This is a genomic window from Streptococcus sp. FSL K6-1323, assembly GCF_038630745.1.
GTDB classification, from domain to species: Bacteria; Bacillota; Bacilli; order Lactobacillales; family Streptococcaceae; genus Streptococcus; species Streptococcus salivarius_D.
Map to the genome: position 1 here is coordinate 1,446,819 of NZ_CP152039.1, position 18,916 is coordinate 1,465,734.

Genomic DNA, 18,916 nt, shown 5'->3' on the forward strand with positions numbered 1-18,916 from the left:
AAAGCTTCTGCCATGACAAGATAGTTTTGAAAACCTTTACAGATTATTGTATACTTCAAAAAAACCTGAGTCATTTAGACTCAGGTTTTTGACAATTCGGGCAAATCCCATGTAAAATCATCTGTTCACGAGTAATGCGAAATCCTGTTTGTGATTCTACCTCTTCCTTGAAAGACGGAATCGGTAAGTCTAAGTCAGTAATGTGACCACATTTTTCACAAACAATGTTTAAGTGGTCATGCCCCATAAAATCATAATAGGTTGTATTATCATTATTAACCTTAATTTCAGAGACAATCCCTTCTTCAACCAACACCTTCAGGTTGTTATAGACCGTCGCTAAACTCATCCCAGGATTGTCAGGGAGTAGGTCATAATATATCACATCTGCACTAGGATGTTGATCAGACATCATCAAATAGCGAATAACAGCTTTACGAGATTCCGTCAACCGAATTCCTTTAGCTTTTAACTGATTTAGGACATCTTCATAAACGCCTAGACTACGTCGATGTACAGACATATCGCCACCCCCCCTTCTTCTAAAAGTATTTTACGTCTATTATACACTTTTAGAGGAACTCTTGACAATCATCTTAACTCAAAAATGCTTATCTCAAGCCTGGCGCTTGTCCAAGCTCAGCAGTCAACATCCAGATTGTCTTATCAATTTCAGATTTAGCTGCAGTGAAGATATCATTTGAAGGAGCATCTCCTTCTTCATCTGTGATATCCAAACCAACTTGGAACAATACTGACAAATATTTGTATGTATCAACCAATAATTGAATTTGATCAGACATTGGTTTATCAAATGTACCAGTAGTTTCAGTCAAGCCTGAATTGGATGAAAATTCTACCAAAGTTGAGTATGGTTCCCCACCAATAGTAATCAAACGCTCACTAATAACATCAAGATGAGCATTCAAACTATCCATCAATTCATCCATTTTTGGATGAAGATAGAGGAAACCAGGACCACGCATATACCAATGAACTTGGTGAACGATCGAAGCTGCTACAGACAAATCAGCAACTGCTTGATTCAAAACTGCTTTAGTTTTTGTATTTGAGGGTGTTTCAGCTTGTTGGTTAACTGTTTCATTGATTGTTTCTTTAATTGAATATACCATATTAATTCTCCTTATTTAGAATTACTATTATTTATATTTTTATTTTAGAATATTTCTAAATAAGATGCAAGCAAAATGTTTTTTCTCACTCTTTTTCGAATAATTAGGTATGTTAAGTATTATTTATTTTTTTCTGGGAGCCTCTTTAGGTTCATTTATCGGACTGATTTGTGATCGTTTCCCTGAGAAGTCGATTATTTTCCCTAGTAGTCACTGTAGTCATTGCAAGCATCAGTTGCGTTTTTTCGAGATGATCCCTATCCTCTCACAACTTTTCTTAAGATCTCGATGTCGATCATGTCAGACTTCTATACCTCTTCGTTACCTCTTTATGGAACTATTTTGTGGAGTAATATGCCTGCTATATTTCTATGACTTTTTGAGTCTTGAAGTAACCTACTTTCTTTACTTCAGCCTTTGTTTATCAATTTTTGATTTGAAGCATAAATCCTATCCGCTTCTGATTTGGATAGTTGGAACACTCCCGCTCCTATTCATGGGAAACCACTATCTCACTTTTACCTTAGGACTCATATTAGCAATTATATCCTATATTAAACGTTTAAACATTGGAGAAGGCGATTTTCTCTACTTAGCTAGTGCCTCACTTATTTTCCCACTTTCAAAAACACTACTAATTATTGAAATTGCCTGCCTATTAGGACTAGCTTACTTCCTTCTACGAAGAAATCTCAAGGAATACATCGCATTTGTTCCATTTCTTTTTCTCGGGATAGTACTCCTTACTTTTTGTTCAATTGTGATAGAAAAAAGCCGATAAACCTCGGCTTTTCTTTATTAGTTCATATTAACACGGTGCCACTCATTAATGACATAACAAAGCATCTCTAATTGTTGCAGTCCTACATTATTAATTTCTGAAGTCTCTTCGTCCGAACCACCTAAATAACGTGTATAAATGGCTATAAGATACGGTGTATCTTCCATCACGATAGCATCAACATTTAAGGCTTCACGGACATAACCTGGTTTCTGATAAATAGTCAATCCTTGATTATATGTTTTATAATAATATTCTGGGAAAGACTCTCCCAAATATTTGAGAATATCTTTATAATCCTCTTGGTGTTTCCAAAGATAATCCAAAACTTGGATATAATAATCCGTTGTTGTCTTATTACCATGCATTTGGATAGTCTTCACTTCACCTTTTGATTTACCGTATTTATCGAGCATACCATAGAATTTTTCCATACCACCAAGGCGTTCTGCCAAAGCGTAGGCTGGTGTATTCTCTGAGTAAACTAGAGAATATTCCTGCATCTCTGGAATAGTCATTGAACCACCAAAAGCAGCAACATAATTATCATGTTCACCCTGATACTCATACTCAGTATTAGTAATATCAAAACGTTCAGTTAAAGAAAGTTTGCCTTTATTAACCTCATCCATGACCAGCATGTTTAGTGGCAATTTATAAGTTGATCCTGCAGTCATTGGCTGAGTATCATTCATAGAGTATTGCTCATTTGTCTTGGTATTTTTATATGAAAAAGCAATTTGGCTAGACTCAATACCTTGGTCAGCCATAAATGCTTCAACTACCTGGCTCAATGTCATGTTAGCATAATCATAATACAATCCATTACCATACATGGTATCTGCATCTGCTTCCATGACTGCTTGTTTAGCTTCGGCTGATTTATTAGTTGGAGTTACCTTTTCCTCTTTTTCTTTGTCTTCTTTTTTAGTGACTTTAGAATTAGAACCGAAGATATTTCCAAGGCTACCGGTGTTACTAGCTTGTTTACCACGTCCTGCTAAAGCAAGCATAGCAATAAATAAAAGAATTACCAAAACACCTAGGAAAGCTAAGATAAGATAAGCTTTTTTATCATCACGAGATGATTTTGATCTAGATTTCTTAGAGCGCTTACTTCTAAGTGCCAAGGTTTCAGTTTTTGCTTCTTTTTCCTTGTGCTCTACTGGTACTACTGTTTCCTCAGTTGCTTTCTGGTCTACTGATTTTTTAGAAGTCTTTTTAGTATCTTCTTTTACTTCTTTTTTGTTGCCTTTCTTGACATCTTTATTAGTGTCTTTTTGAAGGTCTTGTTTTAACGAATCTTTTTTCTTGTCTTTAGTTTTTCGGCGATTGCCACTATACTTTTTGCTTGAATGTTTTTCCTTTTTTTTCATAACAATTATAGTTTAAGCTATAATTCACTAAAAATCAAGGAAATTTTACAATCATATTACAAAAAAATATCCTCTTTTATTGAGGATAATTTCAAATTTATTTAGCTGCTGCATATAGCTCCGCAACTTTATTCCAGTTAATGATTTCAAAGAAAGCTTTGATGTAGTTTGGACGTACGTTACGGTAGTTTAGGTAGTAAGCATGTTCCCAAACATCAAGTGCCAAGATTGGTTTCTTACCGTCTGAGATAGGAGTGTCTTGGTTAGCAGTTGAAACAACTTCAAGCTTACCTTCAGCGTTAACAACAAGCCATGCCCAACCTGAACCAAAACGAGTTGTTGCTGCCGCTGTGAAAGCTTCTTGGAAGGCTTCAAATGAGCCGAAAGCTTCGTTAATAGCAGCTGCTACTTCTGCAGTTGGTTCTTGTTTTTCAGGAGACAAGAGTTCCCAGAAAAGTGCGTGGTTAAGGTGTCCACCACCATTGTTAATAAGTGCTTGACGGATATCTGCTGGAATTTGTTCCACGTCAGCCAAAAGTGCTTCGAGATCTTCACCAATTTCTGGGTGTTTTTCAAGAGCAGCATTAGCATTTGCTACATAAGTTGCGTGGTGTTTGTCGTGGTGAAGAGTCATTGTTTCAGCATCAATGTATGGTTCCAATGCATCGTAAGCGTAAGGAAGGTCTGGAAGGATAATTGCCATAGTAAAGGTCCTCTTTTCATTTTTTCTTCATTTTACCGTAAAGTGGTAGAGCTTTCAAAAATTTTGCTTACAAAATCAAAGAAGACTCTAAATCTCTAGCGGTTTGATACGATTTTTAGAAGTGCTAAATCAAACAAGTAATCTTTATCTAAAGTTCCTGTTTTTATCTGGTAATCTGTCTCTACTAAAATCTTAATCGTCATTTTTAAGAATGCTACTGACAAAGGACGGCTATCTCTCAGTGCAAAACGAACCTGAAATTGGTTAACTTTACGCCCTAAATAATCTGACAGACTTGAAACAATTTGCTGCTCACTTTTTCCTTGAGCAGATAAGAGTTTAACCTGTAAATAGGTACGAAATTGTCCCAACATCACAGCAATCAACTTAATCTCATCTTCACCCTGAAGCCGTAAATCATGAACCAATTCACGAACACTCTGAATCTGACCTCGCAAAAGTAGTTGCGTCATATCAAAAATATTATCTTGCAAACTTTTCGGAATGGCTTCAGCAATATCTTGCGATGAGATATTTCCTTCCGTTTTATATCCCTTTAGAAAAGCTAAGTTTTTTTGAACATCTGAAAAGTCAAAATTTGACTTAATCAAAAGTTCCTCAAAGACTCCTGTATCAAATGTAAGCCCCTCTTGATGCGCCTGCTTTTGAAAATAGGTTCTAAGTTCTGCATCTTTTAAGGGACTGGCTTCAAGCACCATGGCATCACGCTTGAGAAGTTTGACTAAACGACGCTTTCCATCTAGCTTTCCTGCAGACATCAAGACAAGACGTGTTGTTTCAACAGGAGACTCAAGATAATTTTCAAGGCGCTTCAACTCTTTCTCATCCAGATATGATTTTTTAGCAGTAGTCATATCTGCGAAATGATCAAAAATAACCACCTTCTCATCTGCAAAAAAAGGCATGCTTTCTATATCGAGCTCAGCATCTTGATAATCAGTCTCAGACATATCAAAATAAGAATAGGTTAAGTCACTCGGATCAAAACCAATTTGTTTTAAAAATTTTTCTTTAGCTTGACTATACTGCCCTAAATCCTCGCCCGCTAAGACCGTTATCATGGGGAGCTTTTCTTTGGACAGCTTTTCAATCGTTTCCATAGCAATCATGGTTTTATTATAACAGAATTTTCACCATAACAAAAAGCCCACCACCAAAGTGATGAACTTTACTTTACTTTATTAACCAGAGTTACGAAGACCTGTTGCAATACCATTGATGGTAATGTGAATAAGGCTAATTTCGTCATCGGTCAAATCATTGTTACGAAGACGTTTAATCAATTCAATTTGGATGTAATTCAAGACATTGAAGTATGGCAAACGGAAGTCCAAACTTGCTTTAAGCGATGGACTCTCATCAAGGAAGCCATCATGTTTTTCAATGGCAAGAATAACATCCTTAGTCATCTGCCACTCATCCAAAATAATATTGAAGACACTGCGTACTTCTTCACTCTCTGCCAATTGTGCATAGTGGAAGGCGATATTCATGTCTGATTTTGAAAGCACCATGTCCACGTTTGACAAAAGTGAACGGAAGAATGGCCATGTTTCAAACATATGTTGAAGTTTCTCGAGGTTGCCTTCTTCAGCTTGGATAAAGCGATTAAAGGCAGAACCCACACCATACCAACCTGGGAACATGATACGATTTTGTGACCATGAGAATACCCAAGGAATCGCACGAAGACCAGAAATCTCAGTAATTGTCTTACGAGCCGCTGGACGAGAACCGATATTCAAACTTGAGACTTCTTTAATAGGGCTTGCTTCAAAGAAGTAATCATAGAAATGTTCGTTTCCAAAGACAAGATCACGATAGATAACATTAGAATCATGAACAATACCGTCCATAATTTCACGGAAATCAACCAATTCATCTGGGTCGGCAATTTGACGTGTTACCATACGGTCAAGGGCAGCTGAAACAAGCATTTCAAGATTGTAGTAGGCAGCATCCTTATTACCATATTTATTACCGATAACTTCACCTTGCTCAGTCAAACGGATACGGTCCTTAATGGTACCAAATGGTTGAGACGTAATAGCATCGTATGATGGGCCACCACCACGACCGACAGTACCACCACGGCCATGGAAGAAGGTAATCTTAATGCCACGCTCTTCACCAATCTTAGTCAACTCATTTTGAGCTTTGTAAAGCGTCCAACCTGAAGACAAGTAACCACCATCTTTGTTAGAGTCTGAGTAACCCAACATGATTTCTTGGTAGTTGTTACTATTCTTGATCCAACGTTTAACGATATCATAACCAAGATATTGTTTCATGATATCATTAGAGTTTTCCAAGTCTTCGATAGTTTCAAAAAGTGGAACAATTTGGACACGCGCACGTTCAGTATCAACCAAACCAACTTCTTTAAGAAGGATAGCCAACTCAAACATATCAGAAACGCTCTCAGTGTGAGAAATGATATGTTGTTTGATGACATCTTCACCGATATAGTCTTTCAAGAGACGAGCAGTGCGGAATATTGCCAATTCTTTTTCAAGTGTTTCAGACTTAGGCACATTAGTTGATGACAAGGTACGAGGATCTTCTTGCAATTCTTTAAGAAGAACAGCAACCTTTTCAACCTCTGTTAATTCACTATAGTTATCAACAATATTTGCAGATTTAAGCAACTCTGCTACACATGCTTCATGAACACTTGAATCTTGACGCATATCGATTGTAGCAAGATAGAAACCAAAGACTTCTACAGCTTGAAGAAGCTCTTCGAAATCACCTGAAATCAAGACAGCATCGTCGTTTTCAAGAAGTGAATTTTTGATTGCCAAAAGATCATCATGGAAGGCATCTGCTGTTTCGTAGAATTCTGTTGTTTGTTGTGAGACAACTTGAAGACTTTGGCTGAGACGTTGTTGCACGTAATCAGCTACTACTTCACCTGTTGAAGCTGAACCCAGACGAACATTTTCAGAAAGACGTTGAGCAACTCTTTCCTTACTGAAGTTTCCTTCTTTAAAGAAAAGAAGGGTTTGAATCAACTTAGACTGGATGTAACTGAAAGCACGACGGTAAGGTTCATTTTCACGATAAACAGATGTATCTGGAGAATGTTTCGCCATCTCTGCTACTGTATCTGAAACCTCAGTCAAGCGTGATGAGAGGGAGAATGAACGGTAAAGATTATCAACTTTTTCGATATAGTAGTTGAGGATAACTTCACTTTGCAATGTTGCAGAAAGTTTAAGAGTTTCTGCTGTTACAAATGGGTTCCCGTCACGGTCACCACCAATCCACATACCCATAGTAATAGGTGTTGGATTGTCAAGTTCAATACCTTTTTCAACCGCTAAACGTTTGAATTCATGTGATAGGTTCGTAATCGCCTTAATCAATGAGGAGTTGTAATACTCCATAACGTTAGTGATTTCGTTTTTAACCTTAAGTTTTTTCTCACGAATGATATCTGTTTGCATCATAATTTCTACATAACGACGCAAATCCGCATACCATTTATCCTTGTTAATAAGACCAGCCTTAACGTCACGATGCTTACGGAGAAGTTCGTGAATGTGGTTAGTCAATTCAAGCATAGTTTTACGTTGAACCTGAGTTGGGTGTGCTGTCAAAACTGGCACGACATTGACATGTTCAAGAATGTCACGTGCATTATCACTTTCAGCGACAACATCAAAGGTTTCAGACAACTTACCTAGATAAGATTCATCAATATTGTTCTTGTGGTTGACTTCATAAGCCAAATCCACGTCCTCAGAGATATTAATCAAGAGAGGTAACAAAGAGAAATAACGTGATGCAACGACCATATCGTCATTTGTCATTTCTGAAATGACTTGTGTTAGAGCCACATAGTCACCTTCATCATAAAGTTCAACCAAATGTTGGATTGTTGTGAGACCTTGCTCTCCAGCCATGCCTCGTGTTGCATCATCCAACAATTCTTTCAAGATACCAACTTCTTCAGAGATGATTTCCTGGTTGTTACTGCTTTCCAATTTGTTAAAAGCCAAACCGTATTCTCCTTACTTTATGTAGTACCCTTTTATCATATCACTTTTAAAACAAAAGTAAACTATTTTCCTTTAAATCGTCAGTTATTTTGCAATTTTCCGACTTTTTCAAACAATTTTTTAAGTCTATTTCCGAACTTTATTAAAAAAAGACTCTGAAACAGAGTTCAGAATCTTAATTATACTTTTCTTGATAGAATTTGATTTCATCGCCATCTTCAACCTTAAGTTGGTTGGCTGCTTTTTCACCAAGTTTCCCATTAACATCAAACATCCAATAGATGCCCTTATCTTTATCTTGAGAAATACCATCAATCTCAGTGATGAAGCCATCATTTTCTTGAACAGGATATACCTCTTCCAAGACATCAAGCACTGTATCCCCTTTTTGGATTTCTACTGATTTTTTCTTACTTTCCTTTTCCGTTTTCAAAATCAAAGTCACCTGACCTTGAACCTTAGACTGATGATTGTTTGTGCTACTAGTAAGTTTAGCTGCCTCATTTTTTCCACAGGCTGCTAGGGTAACAAGTGATAAGGCAAGAAAGAGATAAGTTAATAATTTTTTCATTTCAAAAACCTCCTAAAAATAGACTGGATGAATGGATAAAATAGAAGCGTCGATACTGCATGATAGGTGTCGTAAAGTAGACCAGAAATAACAAAGGTAATCCCACTTTTAAATAGAAGACCATACCCATAATCAAGGAGAACCCCATAGAAAAAGGACAAAAAAGTTACCAAAGCAATCTGCCAGACAAGTGATAACCTAGGTGCAATCAAACTCCAAAGAGCCATTAAGACGCCGAAGGCCAGAATCTGATTAAAGACCCAGGGACCAAAACCAAAGATGAATCCTGAGATGGCCATGGTTAAAGCCATAATCAATAGACCATCTACCAAACCCAAATAAAGAACAGCCACAAAAAACATAGCTGTAATAGGCTGAATATTTGGCAATCCTATAAATGCTGACCGTAATCCTACTGCCAGAGCTGACAGAATAGCTATCCGAGCCATTCGTTGAATCGTTAGTTTCATATATCTATTATGCCAGAAATAAAGAAATATGACTAGTTTTTAAAAATAAAAACTAAAGATTTCTTGAAATACAGAGTGAGATCATACAAATTGTAGAAAATAATGTTCCTTGTTGCCTCTCCCAAATATCAAACAGTTTGAGCAGGCTGAATATTTGATATAAAAAGTGTACTCTCATTCACTATCCTCTGTCATCTTGATAACACTAAATAATTAAGTTATGTTAATTATAAAAGTTAACTTGACTTAATTATTATTTTAAAGTATATTAAACTTAAGGAGGCAACTAATGATCCAAATCGAAAATATTAATGTGTCTTACCAACAGACATTGGCTCTAGATAATATCACCTTAAACCTAGACGGACCAAGTATCACCGGAATTATTGGTCCTAATGGTGCTGGCAAATCAACCCTAATTAAAGCACTTATTGGTATTATCCCTCACTCCGGGCAATTCCTATTCAATAAACAGCCTATTCGTCAGCAATTAAATCGTCTTTCCTATGTTGCACAAAAGGCGGAAATTGATTTTAACTTTCCAATTACTGTCAAAGAGTGCGTCTCTCTAGGCCTCTATTCCAAAACCAAGTTCTTTAAACGTCTAACTAAAAGAGATTGGTCTAAGGTCACAAAAGCTTTAGCTCTACTCGGTTTAAATGATCTGGCCCATCGCCAGATAAGCCAATTATCAGGGGGCCAATTTCAACGGGTTCTGATTGCTCGTTGTCTTGTACAAGAGGCAGATGTCCTCCTATTAGATGAGCCCTTCGTTGGGATCGATTCTGTTAGTGAAGATATTATCATGAACACCTTGAGGGAACTTAAGAAACAAGGAAAGCTTATTCTCATTGTTCACCATGATTTGAGTAAGGTCCCTCATTATTTTGACCAAGTCATCCTCCTCAATCGTAAATTGATTGCTAGCGGGCCTACTAATCTTATTTTTAATGAGGATAATCTCCGTAAAACCTACGGTAACAGTTTATTTTATAAAGGAGATGCAAATGTTTTCTGAATTTATTGATGGTTTGCTAAATTTCCACTTCTTGCAGAACGCCCTTATAACGGCTTTAGTTATTGGAATTGTCGGGGGGGCTGTTGGTTGTTTTATTATTCTAAGAGGTATGTCACTAATGGGTGATGCGATTTCACATGCGGTTTTACCTGGCGTAGCCATTTCCTTTATCTTAGGTATCAATTTTTTCATAGGAGCCATCGTCTTCGGTCTTTTAGCTTCTACAATAATTACCTATATCAAAAGCAATTCCATTATTAAGAGTGACACAGCAATCGGTATTACCTTTTCAAGCTTTCTAGCTCTTGGCATTATTCTCATAGGTGTCGCAAATAGTTCCACAGATCTCTTTCATATTCTCTTTGGAAATATTCTAGCTGTACAAGACTTGGATATGTGGATAACGATTGCCGTTGCCCTTCTCGTACTAACAACAATAAAAATTTTCTTTCGTCCTCTACTCCTGACATCCTTTGATCCAATCTTAGCTAAGTCTATTGGAGTTAGAGTCACCTTCTACCATTACTTACTTATGGTTATTCTCACCTTGGTTGCTGTGACTGCTATGCAAAGTGTTGGCACTATTCTTATTGTGGCTCTTTTAATCACACCGGCTGCTACCGCCTACTTATATGCTAATAGTCTTAAAACCATGATTCTCCTCTCATCAGTTTTTGGGGCCCTAGCCTCTGTTCTAGGTCTTTTTATAGGCTATAGTTTTAACATTGCGGCCGGTTCAAGCATTGTGTTAACATCTGCCCTTCTCTTTCTCATCAGCTTTTTCATCGTCCCTAAACAGAGTGGCATGAATAAGACTTATCAACAATAAAATAAAAGGATGAAAATAATATGAAAAAAATACTATCTATGAAAAAAATACTATCAACAATGGCACTATTACTTTTAGCGGTAGTTGCTTTAGCAGCGTGTAATAATAAACAAGACAGTAGCAAAGATAAATTACGAGTTGTTACGACTAATTCCATTATTGCCGATATCACCAAAAATATTGCTGGAGATAAAATCACTCTCCACAGTATTGTCCCGGTTGGTAAGGACCCTCACGAATATGAACCTCTTCCTGATGATGTAAAGAAGACGTCACAAGCTGACTTGATTTTTTATAACGGTATCAATTTAGAAACTGGTGGGAATGCCTGGTTTACTAAGTTGGTCAAGAATGCCCATAAGACAGAAAACAAAGATTATTTTGCAGTTAGTGATGGTGTTGAGGTGATTTACCTTGAAGGTCAGTCAGAAAAAGGTAAGGAGGATCCCCACGCTTGGCTTAATCTGGAAAATGGGATTATTTATGCACAAAATATTGCTAAGCAACTCATCGCTAAGGACCCAAAAAACAAGACCTATTACGAAAAGAATCTAAAAACCTATACTAACAAGCTTAGTAAACTGGACCAAGAAGCTAAAGAGACCTTTAACAACATTCCCGATGAAAAAAAACTAATTGTCACTAGTGAAGGATGTTTCAAATACTTCTCTAAAGCCTATGGAGTACCATCTGCCTACATCTGGGAAATCAATACTGAAGAAGAAGGTACACCGGACCAAATCAAAACGCTTGTGGAAAAACTCCGTCAAACCAAGGTACCAGCACTCTTTGTCGAATCTAGTGTCGATGACCGCCCTATGAAAACAGTCGCTAAGGATACCAATATTCCTATTTATGCAAAAATCTTTACAGATTCTATTGCCAAAAAAGGGCAAAACGGCGATAGCTACTACAACATGATGAAATATAATCTGGATAAAATCGCCCAGGGTTTGAATCAGTAAAAATCTTGTCTGAGATACGTTCTGTATTCTTCTGAAAAATCTGTTATACTAAGGTGAGACTATTTTTAAAGGAAAAAACATGACACCTAATAAAGAAGACTACCTCAAATGTATCTATGAGATTGGTACTGAAGAAGGTAAAATCACTAATAAGGAAATCGCAAACCGCATGGAGGTGTCTCCACCTGCTGTGACGGAAATGATTAAGAAATTGATTTCAGAAGACCTTATCGTCAAAGATAAACACAAGGGCTACCTCCTAACGGAAACAGGTACAATCAACGTTGCTGAACTCTATCGTAAACATCGCCTCATCGAAGTCTTTTTGGTGGACCACTTGCAATATTCTTGCGATCAAATTCATCAAGAGGCTGAAATCTTAGAGCATACTGTCTCTGATCACTTCATCGATGCTCTTGACCGCCTACTCAACTATCCTCAAACCTGTCCACACGGCGGGCAAATTCCCAAATCAGGTCAACTCATAGAAGAATTTTATAACCAGACTTTTACACAAGGTCTTGCTCCTGGAAATTATGTCCTTCGTCGAGTTCAAGATCAACATGATCTACTCCATTATTTGGAGACTGTCGGTCTTAAAATTGGAACACCTTTTACCTTGGAAGGCTTTGACCCTTTCACACAACTCTACCGACTACATATTGATGGAAAGGACGTCCAAATACCAGAAGCTATTGCTAGCAATCTTTATATTGAATCAAACTAAAAAAGCGAGGCTGATGAACACACTTAGATGTGTCATCAGTCTCACTTTTTTTTACATTTGTTTCAAGCGTTCCACCCGTTCTGAAATTGGTGGATGAGTATAAAAGAGCTTCTGCAAACCAGATTCCTTTTTAGGATCATTGATATAGAGGGCTGCACTAGCATCATCCACGTGATGTTGCATTGGCGCACTATTATCAAGTTTGAGCAGAGCATTAATCATACCTTGTGGGTTACGTGTCAATTCGACGCTAGAAGCATCAGCTAGAAATTCACGTTGGCGTGAAATAGCCAACTGAACCAAGGTAGCCGCCAAAGGCGCCAGGATAATGGCAATCAAAGAAATAATGAGAAGAATAATTTCCAAACCGCTACTTCCATTACGGTCATCATCATTTCTACGACGGCCTCCACCCCAGAACATCATATTACGAGCCATCCCAGCTAGCATGGTAATGGCAGATGCTAAGGCAACTGCTATGGTAGAGATTCGGATATCGTAGTTGCGAATATGACTCACTTCATGTCCGATAACCCCTTCAAGCTCCTCACGATTCATAACTGCAAGAAGACCGGTTGTAGCAGCTACTGCAGCATTCTTAGGGCTTGATCCAGTCGCAAAAGCATTCATAGAAGGATCATTGACAATAAAGACACGTGGCATTGGGATTTGTGCTACCATAGCCATATCCTCAACCACATGATAAAGGTTTGGAGCGGTTTGTTCATCAACCTCTCGTGCACCATTCATAGCCATAACGACATTGGTTGATTGGAAAATCATGGTAACGGCATAGATAAAACCGATAACTAGAGCAAGAATCAAACCACCGAAGCCTGAACCTAACCAAAGATAGCCGACACCATAACCAACAAGGCCCAACAAGAGGAAAAAGACCAGGAGCAAAAGCCAAGTCTTTCTCTTATTTCGAGCAATCTGATCAAATAACATATTAGTTACCTAGTCCACTGAAATCAACCTTAGGAACAGCTTTTTCTTCTTCTGGTGTTTCAAGGAATTCAGCAGCCTTAAAGCCAAACATCTTAGCAATAACATTGCTTGGGAATGTTTCCAATTTCACATTGTAGTTACTTGTCACACTGTTATAAAGTTGACGTGAATAGGCAATTTTATTTTCAGTGTTCGTCAACTCTTCTTGAAGCTGGCTAAAGTTGGCACTAGCCTTAAGATCAGGGTAACTTTCAGCTACCGCAAAGATGCCAGAAACCTGACGAGTCAATTCATCACTGGCACGCATAGCTGCTGCAGGAGAAGTCGCAGCTGCTACTTGATTACGAAGTTCTGCTACTTTTTCAAGCGTTGAACCTTCATATTTAGCGTAACCTTTAACCGTTTCAATCAAGTTAGGAAGGAGATCATTACGACGTTTCAATTGAACATCAATTTGACTCCATGCCTCCTTGGTTTGCATACGGCTTTTAACCAAGCCGTTATAACTTGCAATAACAAAAATCACAAGAACAACAATAATGGCAATAATAATCCAAATCATATTTTAATCCTTTCTTATACCTAAAAAGAGTCATTACGACTTCCCTTTCAAGTATCTTTGATAGTCTCAGTATATCAAATTTTCAGATAAAAGTGGTAAAATGTGAGTCGTTTTGCAAAAAAATTGGACAAGATGTCCAGCTTTTTTATTACTCTTTAGTCGTGTGTCGTTTACCTTGGGCTATGGCATCTGCTTCTGTCATAGTGACGACATTTGCTTTGTTGGTATTGCTAGGCATACTGTTAATGTCATACCAATAAACATCTGCTGTTCCATGACGCGCCACATAAACTGTTCGACTTTCTTCTTGTGCAGGTTGCACAGGCTCTAGCTCAGAACTTGGTTGTTCAGTCACCTGTGAACTCTCAGAACTAGGCTCAGATGGTGCTTCAGTAAATTCAGTAACCGTATTTGTCGCTGTCCCATCTGCATAATTGATTTCTGCATTTGGTGATTGGTTATCCAAGATAACATGCGTAACTCCCTGACTGTCAAGAGTCTCCTTATCTCCACCAAGTTTAATTTCTAAGAGACTTCCAGAACTATCAATACCGACATACTGAAGTTCTACTTGACGAGGCAACAACTCATCTCCACTGTAGATAGCTGTTACCTTATAGTCTAACCAATAGTTAGGATGGAGTGCTAGCCAGTTATCCAAGCGATTCTCATAATAAAGCATCCCTGACTGATTTCCTTCGTCGGTTCCTTTATAATTTCCAGAATTCAACCAGGCAGTCATAGGTACTAAATTCTTGCCCTCGTCATTGACACCAGAAAACTGATAACCAATCAAATGCCCTCGATTCATTAGCCAAGATTTTGATTTACCATCACCATAATAAAACTTATAGTTATGCCATCCTACAGGATCATATTTTATTTTACCGGGACGCTTATTCTTCGGCTCGTCCTTATCTTGTAACTGTATATGAGCACTGTGGGCACGTCCTAGCTGGTCCTTCTCCTCCATGACAAACTGCTTTTGACTATTAAAAGCCAAGATACCATTGTTCTCATCCGCTTGAACCACTTGAGAACTCACAGCCAAAGATTGTTTGCTAGTATCAACTGAAAATCCAAATCCTAAAGTAAATACTGAAATAAGAAGAGCAAATAAACAAATCCTACTATTTCTTTTTTCTTTCATCATCTTAACTCCTTAATTTTTCTTATCACTTTAATTATACAGGATCAAATCAAAGTAGATGAATAAAAATAAAGAATAATGATATTAGGTATCTTAGAGCTTTCTTAAAACAAAAAAACACCCATTTGACTGGATGTTTCTTATCTTTTATTTACCTGCTTTCTTACCTTGTTTAGTAAGATAAATTGTAGAAATACTTAGTGCAGCAGCAACTCCGACAAGAAAGAGAACCGTAGAGGTCTGAGATTTTCCTTTTTCTTTCGAAGTGCTAGCTTGGCTTTCTGAACTCTTGGCCACCTGTTTTGCTTCAGTTGCTTTATCAATTCGGGCGACATTCTTAGGTGTGTCATCCTTCTTGCTTTCCGCCAATTCTGACAAATCACTGCTAATCTCTTTGGCAACACCTTCAGAGCTTGTAAGTGATGCCGCTTCTGAAGCTAATGTTTCAGAGGCCATAACCGCCATAACTTTACTTGCAATCACATCCACAGACTTCTCATTCAAAAGAGAATTAAAGCGAATAGCTTCTGAGGCGAGCTGACTGCTTGTTACAGGGGTTTTTAGGTCATTGTTATAAGCGACCTGACTATTTGGCGAGATGCTGACAACTTCAGATGTACGTGCTATTGTTGGAGATTCAGAAACTTTGACATCGACCTGACTTGTTGAACCCTTTTCAATAACTTCTGAAGAAACCTCTTTAATCGGATCCTTTTGTGTACTTTCTGAAGTTGGAGATTTCTCTGGGCTGTCAGAAGTAATTGCTACGTCAACCTGACTAGTAGATGAAGCTACTGAAGTTTCCTCATTCTTTGGTGACTCAGAGGCTGGAGCGGTTGAGCTTGCTTCACTCTTTGGTGTTTCTGATGCTGAAGTTTCGGAAGCCACTTCACTTGTTGAGGATTCAGAAACTGGAGTGCTTGAACTTTCCTCACTCTTTGGTGTTTCTGATGTTGAAGTCTCAGAAACTACTTCACTAGTTGATGCTTCGGAAACTGGAGTGCTTGAACCTGCCTCACTCTTTGGTGTTTCTGAAACTGAAGACTCTGAGATCACTTCACTGTTAGAAGTCTCGGAAACTGGGGCGCTTGAGCTTTCCTCACTCTTTGGTGTTTCTGAAACTGATGTCTCGGAAATTACCTCACTGTTAGATACTTCGGAAACTGGAGTGCTTGAACTTGCCTCACTCTTTGGTGTTTCTGATGCTGATGTCTCGGAAATTACTTCACTAGTTGATGCTTCGGAAACCGGAGTGCTTGAACTTGCCTCACTATTTGGTGTTTCTGATGCTGAAGTTTCAGAAACTACTTCACTAGTTGATGTCTCAGAAACTGGAGTGCTTGAACCTGCCTCACTCTTTGGTGACTCGGAAACTGAAGTCTCTGAGACTGGATTATTGACAGGTTTTGGTTCAGGTTTTGTTGGAGAAACCGTTGAGACAGCTCCAACAATCGTCGCCTTATTGTCAATCGTATTATTGGATAAACGGATTTCGCCATTACCATTGTCACCCATCTCAAAGTTTTTGGTAATCACTGGATCAGCCAAGGTATTCAATAGTTTATTATCGTAGACATCGACATTCTTGATTGTTCCACGAACTTGTTGGAAATCAATGGCACCACGATGGAGCTTATAGAGGTCATTAGTTGTCCCTGAACGTAGAATGGTATTGTCATGAATCTTAATTCCAGAATCATTGAGGTCAAAATTGTGACCTGCAAAGACAGTGTTTACACGGATACCTGCTCCAGCAAAGACGTCCTTGATAAGGTTTCCTGAAATTTCATGCCCCTTACCACCAAAAATACCGATACCAGCCGCACGCCAACCTGATTCAATGGTGTTGTTGAGGAATTTATTATTTTCCTCAGCCGCGGCATTTGTCCCATCTGAAATACTTGACCAGATAGCTAAACCATCATCACCATTCCCACGGATATTAGAATTTTTAACTGTCGAATTCTTGGTCCCTTGAGCAAAGTTAATACCATCAGCCAAGTTATTACGGATACGAGCATTTTCAACGACAAGACCATCCGTATACTTCATATTACCCGTCTGGTCGTAGTCTCCAATCCACATACCGACTTCAAAATGCTGAACCCAGATGTCGTGAATTTTCGAATCCTTACCAAGTGTTCCCGAAATAGCCTTGTACTGTGCATCCTCGTTATAACGAGACGTTAAGTTGGAATCCATGTAAAGATTGCTCAACTCAATGCCATTACTATTATGACCGAAGACAATACCACCACCATAGCGTTTGTCACTTGTAAAGTGTAGTTGCGTATGCCAAACACCGGCACCTGAGATTTTTAGATTATCAGCTTCGATATTAACTTGTTTATCAAAATTGAAACGTCCTTCTGGAATATAGACAGATTTTCCGCTGGCTTTAGCTTCTTCCACAGCCGCAAGTAGGGCAGCAGTGTCATCACTATCATCATTGGCAGATGCACCCTTATCCACGATACTGATACTATTTTCACCTTGGGCAACAGGCGCTGGAGCCTGTTCAAGCTCAATAAAGTCAATACCGTAAGGGACATTGTCATCTTTCTTCTTAACTAGAGAAATCCTATCTCCAGATTTCAATTGGATATCCTTGAGGAGAAGACGTGTCTCATCAAAACGAAAACGTGCACTTGAACCATCAATGGCTTGATCATACTCATGGTCCCCTTTAAGGTACTGCCATGCTGAGTGAGATGACAAATCAAGATTACCAACGCTTGAACCATTGACCTGCACATCCAACTGACCTGATGCACCATCAGGTATTGTATAACGCACATTCAAAGCATTGGCTGGCTCAGTGACATTGAAAGTAACTGCCGCATCCTTTTTAGGAAGTTCAACATAAGTTTGGTTAGTCGCTTCCACAGCCGTAGATTCCATGTCCGTTGACTGCTGGATTGTAGCACCATTTTCAACACTTGCATTTTCTGCCTCATGAGTCGTATAAGGCATTTTTGCACCGTAACCATCTGTGCTGTACTCCTTGACTTGACCTTGGTCCTCAGTCGCATTGGTTAAGACATTTGCTGAAATTTCTTGAGTTTGAGGGTTGCTTGTCTCAACCAATCGATCAATGGTCGGAGTCTGTTCAGCTGCTTGAACAGTGGTAACCTGTGGCTGAGCTGGCATAATATTGGCAGGCTGTGACGCTTGTACTGGCTCAACTGATGCTGGTTCGGAAGTCGCCAATTGTGCCGTTGAGGCTGTTTGAGGTGTCTGTGCCTGATTTGAGGCATCAGTCAAATCACTAATCGATTGTGCCTCATCAGCCTGAGCTGCTTGCCCATTGGCAAGAGCCATAAAGCCAATCAAGGCTGACGCTGCCCCAATAGAATATTTACGGATGCTGTACTTTGGTTTCGTTTTTCTTTCTTTAAACAAGTCTATTCTCCTGATACTTTTTTCACAATCTCTCTATTTTAGGACCAAGCCGTCCTTTGAAAGAAAATAAAGTTTCCCTCATATTAAAGATTGTTAATAATGCTGTTGTTTTTCTTATTAAAAACAAACCAAAGTAAATTATAAGGGATGAAAAAGTAAAAAAAAAGGCTAGGCTATCCATTTTAACAAGGCCTTAACAAAATTGTCATATTAGAAAGTTCAGTCATTCATCTCTAAATTATAGTCTAAAAAT

Annotated in this window: 17 protein-coding genes; 5 read left to right on the forward strand and 12 right to left on the reverse strand. The window is 38.4% G+C overall.

Going from position 1 to position 18,916, the window contains the following annotated elements; all coding sequences use genetic code 11:
- Positions 1–70: 70 nt before the first annotated feature.
- Positions 71–523: a Fur family transcriptional regulator gene (locus NST80_RS06600; protein WP_004182730.1), complete on the reverse strand. Its 453-nt coding sequence runs from the start codon at positions 521–523 to the stop codon at positions 71–73.
- 88 nt (positions 524–611) lie between these two features.
- Positions 612–1,133, reverse strand: coding sequence for a Dps family protein (locus NST80_RS06605; protein ID WP_004182731.1), 522 nt, complete (start codon positions 1,131–1,133; stop codon positions 612–614).
- A gap of 109 nt (positions 1,134–1,242) precedes the next feature.
- Here NST80_RS06605 and NST80_RS06610 point away from each other — a divergent pair, with 109 nt between their 5' ends.
- A complete protein-coding gene (locus NST80_RS06610; RefSeq protein ID WP_004182732.1) occupies positions 1,243–1,914 on the forward strand; it encodes an A24 family peptidase in 672 nt (223 codons plus the stop codon).
- Between the two features lie 17 nt (positions 1,915–1,931).
- On the opposite strand, the gene NST80_RS06615 is transcribed toward NST80_RS06610, so the two are convergent.
- The 6 genes from NST80_RS06615 to NST80_RS06640 all read right to left on the reverse strand — a co-directional run bounded on the left by NST80_RS06615 (position 1,932) and on the right by NST80_RS06640 (position 9,059).
- Positions 1,932–3,290, reverse strand: coding sequence for a serine hydrolase (locus tag NST80_RS06615; protein ID WP_004182733.1), 1,359 nt, complete (start codon positions 3,288–3,290; stop codon positions 1,932–1,934).
- Positions 3,291–3,387: 97 nt separating this feature from the next.
- The gene (gene sodA, locus NST80_RS06620; protein ID WP_004182735.1) at positions 3,388–3,993 is read right to left on the reverse strand and encodes a superoxide dismutase SodA; all 606 of its coding nucleotides are present in this window, start codon (positions 3,991–3,993) and stop codon (positions 3,388–3,390) included.
- 95 nt (positions 3,994–4,088) lie between these two features.
- Positions 4,089–5,123 (reverse strand): DNA polymerase III subunit delta, encoded by a 1,035-nt coding sequence (gene holA / locus NST80_RS06625; RefSeq protein ID WP_014633307.1) that lies wholly within the window; start codon positions 5,121–5,123, stop codon positions 4,089–4,091.
- Between the two features lie 72 nt (positions 5,124–5,195).
- Positions 5,196–8,018 carry a phosphoenolpyruvate carboxylase gene (ppc, locus tag NST80_RS06630; protein WP_045771814.1) on the reverse strand — a complete coding sequence of 941 codons (2,823 nt, stop codon included), beginning with the start codon at positions 8,016–8,018 and terminating at the stop codon, positions 5,196–5,198.
- A 175-nt stretch (positions 8,019–8,193) separates the two neighbouring features.
- The gene (locus NST80_RS06635; RefSeq protein WP_045771815.1) at positions 8,194–8,589 is read right to left on the reverse strand and encodes a DUF4430 domain-containing protein; all 396 of its coding nucleotides are present in this window, start codon (positions 8,587–8,589) and stop codon (positions 8,194–8,196) included.
- Positions 8,586–9,059, reverse strand: a complete 474-nt coding sequence (locus tag NST80_RS06640) for a membrane protein (protein WP_037605591.1) — start codon at positions 9,057–9,059, stop codon at positions 8,586–8,588. Before NST80_RS06640 ends, NST80_RS06635 begins: the two co-directional genes overlap by 4 nt.
- A gap of 289 nt (positions 9,060–9,348) precedes the next feature.
- Between NST80_RS06640 and NST80_RS06645 the strand changes: the two genes are divergently transcribed.
- The 4 genes from NST80_RS06645 to NST80_RS06660 all read left to right on the forward strand — a co-directional run bounded on the left by NST80_RS06645 (position 9,349) and on the right by NST80_RS06660 (position 12,598).
- Positions 9,349–10,077, forward strand: coding sequence for a metal ABC transporter ATP-binding protein (locus tag NST80_RS06645; RefSeq protein WP_013990797.1), 729 nt, complete (start codon positions 9,349–9,351; stop codon positions 10,075–10,077).
- Positions 10,067–10,906, forward strand: coding sequence for a metal ABC transporter permease (locus tag NST80_RS06650; RefSeq protein ID WP_004182741.1), 840 nt, complete (start codon positions 10,067–10,069; stop codon positions 10,904–10,906). Before NST80_RS06645 ends, NST80_RS06650 begins: the two co-directional genes overlap by 11 nt.
- Before the next feature lie 38 nt (positions 10,907–10,944).
- Positions 10,945–11,871: a metal ABC transporter substrate-binding protein gene (locus tag NST80_RS06655; RefSeq protein WP_045772021.1), complete on the forward strand. Its 927-nt coding sequence runs from the start codon at positions 10,945–10,947 to the stop codon at positions 11,869–11,871.
- Between the two features lie 79 nt (positions 11,872–11,950).
- Positions 11,951–12,598, forward strand: coding sequence for a metal-dependent transcriptional regulator (locus NST80_RS06660; RefSeq protein ID WP_045771816.1), 648 nt, complete (start codon positions 11,951–11,953; stop codon positions 12,596–12,598).
- A 51-nt stretch (positions 12,599–12,649) separates the two neighbouring features.
- Here NST80_RS06660 and htpX read toward each other — a convergent pair whose 3' ends face one another.
- From htpX to NST80_RS06680, 4 genes are all read right to left on the reverse strand, one after another.
- On the reverse strand, positions 12,650–13,549 hold the full coding sequence (htpX, locus tag NST80_RS06665) for a zinc metalloprotease HtpX (protein WP_045768885.1): 900 nt from the start codon (positions 13,547–13,549) through the stop codon (positions 12,650–12,652).
- Position 13,550: 1 nt separating this feature from the next.
- Positions 13,551–14,111: a LemA family protein gene (locus NST80_RS06670; RefSeq protein ID WP_045768886.1), complete on the reverse strand. Its 561-nt coding sequence runs from the start codon at positions 14,109–14,111 to the stop codon at positions 13,551–13,553.
- 148 nt (positions 14,112–14,259) lie between these two features.
- Positions 14,260–15,264, reverse strand: a complete 1,005-nt coding sequence (locus NST80_RS06675) for a DNA/RNA non-specific endonuclease (protein ID WP_342504576.1) — start codon at positions 15,262–15,264, stop codon at positions 14,260–14,262.
- A gap of 144 nt (positions 15,265–15,408) precedes the next feature.
- The gene (locus NST80_RS06680) at positions 15,409–18,663 is read right to left on the reverse strand and encodes a YSIRK-type signal peptide-containing protein (RefSeq protein WP_183138225.1); all 3,255 of its coding nucleotides are present in this window, start codon (positions 18,661–18,663) and stop codon (positions 15,409–15,411) included.
- Between the last annotated feature and the right edge of the window lie 253 nt (positions 18,664–18,916).

What these genes read in the sequence shown, in the direction of transcription:
- sodA (WP_004182735.1), bottom strand. Translation starts at nt 3,993, where the DNA reads ATGGCAATTATCCTTCCAGACCTTCCTTACGCTTACGATGCATTGGAA.
- NST80_RS06650 (WP_004182741.1), top strand. Translation starts at nt 10,067, where the DNA reads ATGTTTTCTGAATTTATTGATGGTTTGCTAAATTTCCACTTCTTGCAG.
- holA (WP_014633307.1), bottom strand. Translation starts at nt 5,123, where the DNA reads ATGATTGCTATGGAAACGATTGAAAAGCTGTCCAAAGAAAAGCTCCCC.
- NST80_RS06640 (WP_037605591.1), bottom strand. Translation starts at nt 9,059, where the DNA reads ATGAAACTAACGATTCAACGAATGGCTCGGATAGCTATTCTGTCAGCT.
- htpX (WP_045768885.1), bottom strand. Translation starts at nt 13,549, where the DNA reads ATGTTATTTGATCAGATTGCTCGAAATAAGAGAAAGACTTGGCTTTTG.
- NST80_RS06675 (WP_342504576.1), bottom strand. Translation starts at nt 15,264, where the DNA reads ATGATGAAAGAAAAAAGAAATAGTAGGATTTGTTTATTTGCTCTTCTT.
- NST80_RS06615 (WP_004182733.1), bottom strand. Translation starts at nt 3,290, where the DNA reads ATGAAAAAAAAGGAAAAACATTCAAGCAAAAAGTATAGTGGCAATCGC.
- NST80_RS06605 (WP_004182731.1), bottom strand. Translation starts at nt 1,133, where the DNA reads ATGGTATATTCAATTAAAGAAACAATCAATGAAACAGTTAACCAACAA.
- NST80_RS06635 (WP_045771815.1), bottom strand. Translation starts at nt 8,589, where the DNA reads ATGAAAAAATTATTAACTTATCTCTTTCTTGCCTTATCACTTGTTACC.
- NST80_RS06610 (WP_004182732.1), top strand. Translation starts at nt 1,243, where the DNA reads ATGTTAAGTATTATTTATTTTTTTCTGGGAGCCTCTTTAGGTTCATTT.
- NST80_RS06660 (WP_045771816.1), top strand. Translation starts at nt 11,951, where the DNA reads ATGACACCTAATAAAGAAGACTACCTCAAATGTATCTATGAGATTGGT.
- NST80_RS06600 (WP_004182730.1), bottom strand. Translation starts at nt 523, where the DNA reads ATGTCTGTACATCGACGTAGTCTAGGCGTTTATGAAGATGTCCTAAAT.
- NST80_RS06655 (WP_045772021.1), top strand. Translation starts at nt 10,945, where the DNA reads ATGAAAAAAATACTATCAACAATGGCACTATTACTTTTAGCGGTAGTT.
- NST80_RS06670 (WP_045768886.1), bottom strand. Translation starts at nt 14,111, where the DNA reads ATGATTTGGATTATTATTGCCATTATTGTTGTTCTTGTGATTTTTGTT.
- NST80_RS06645 (WP_013990797.1), top strand. Translation starts at nt 9,349, where the DNA reads ATGATCCAAATCGAAAATATTAATGTGTCTTACCAACAGACATTGGCT.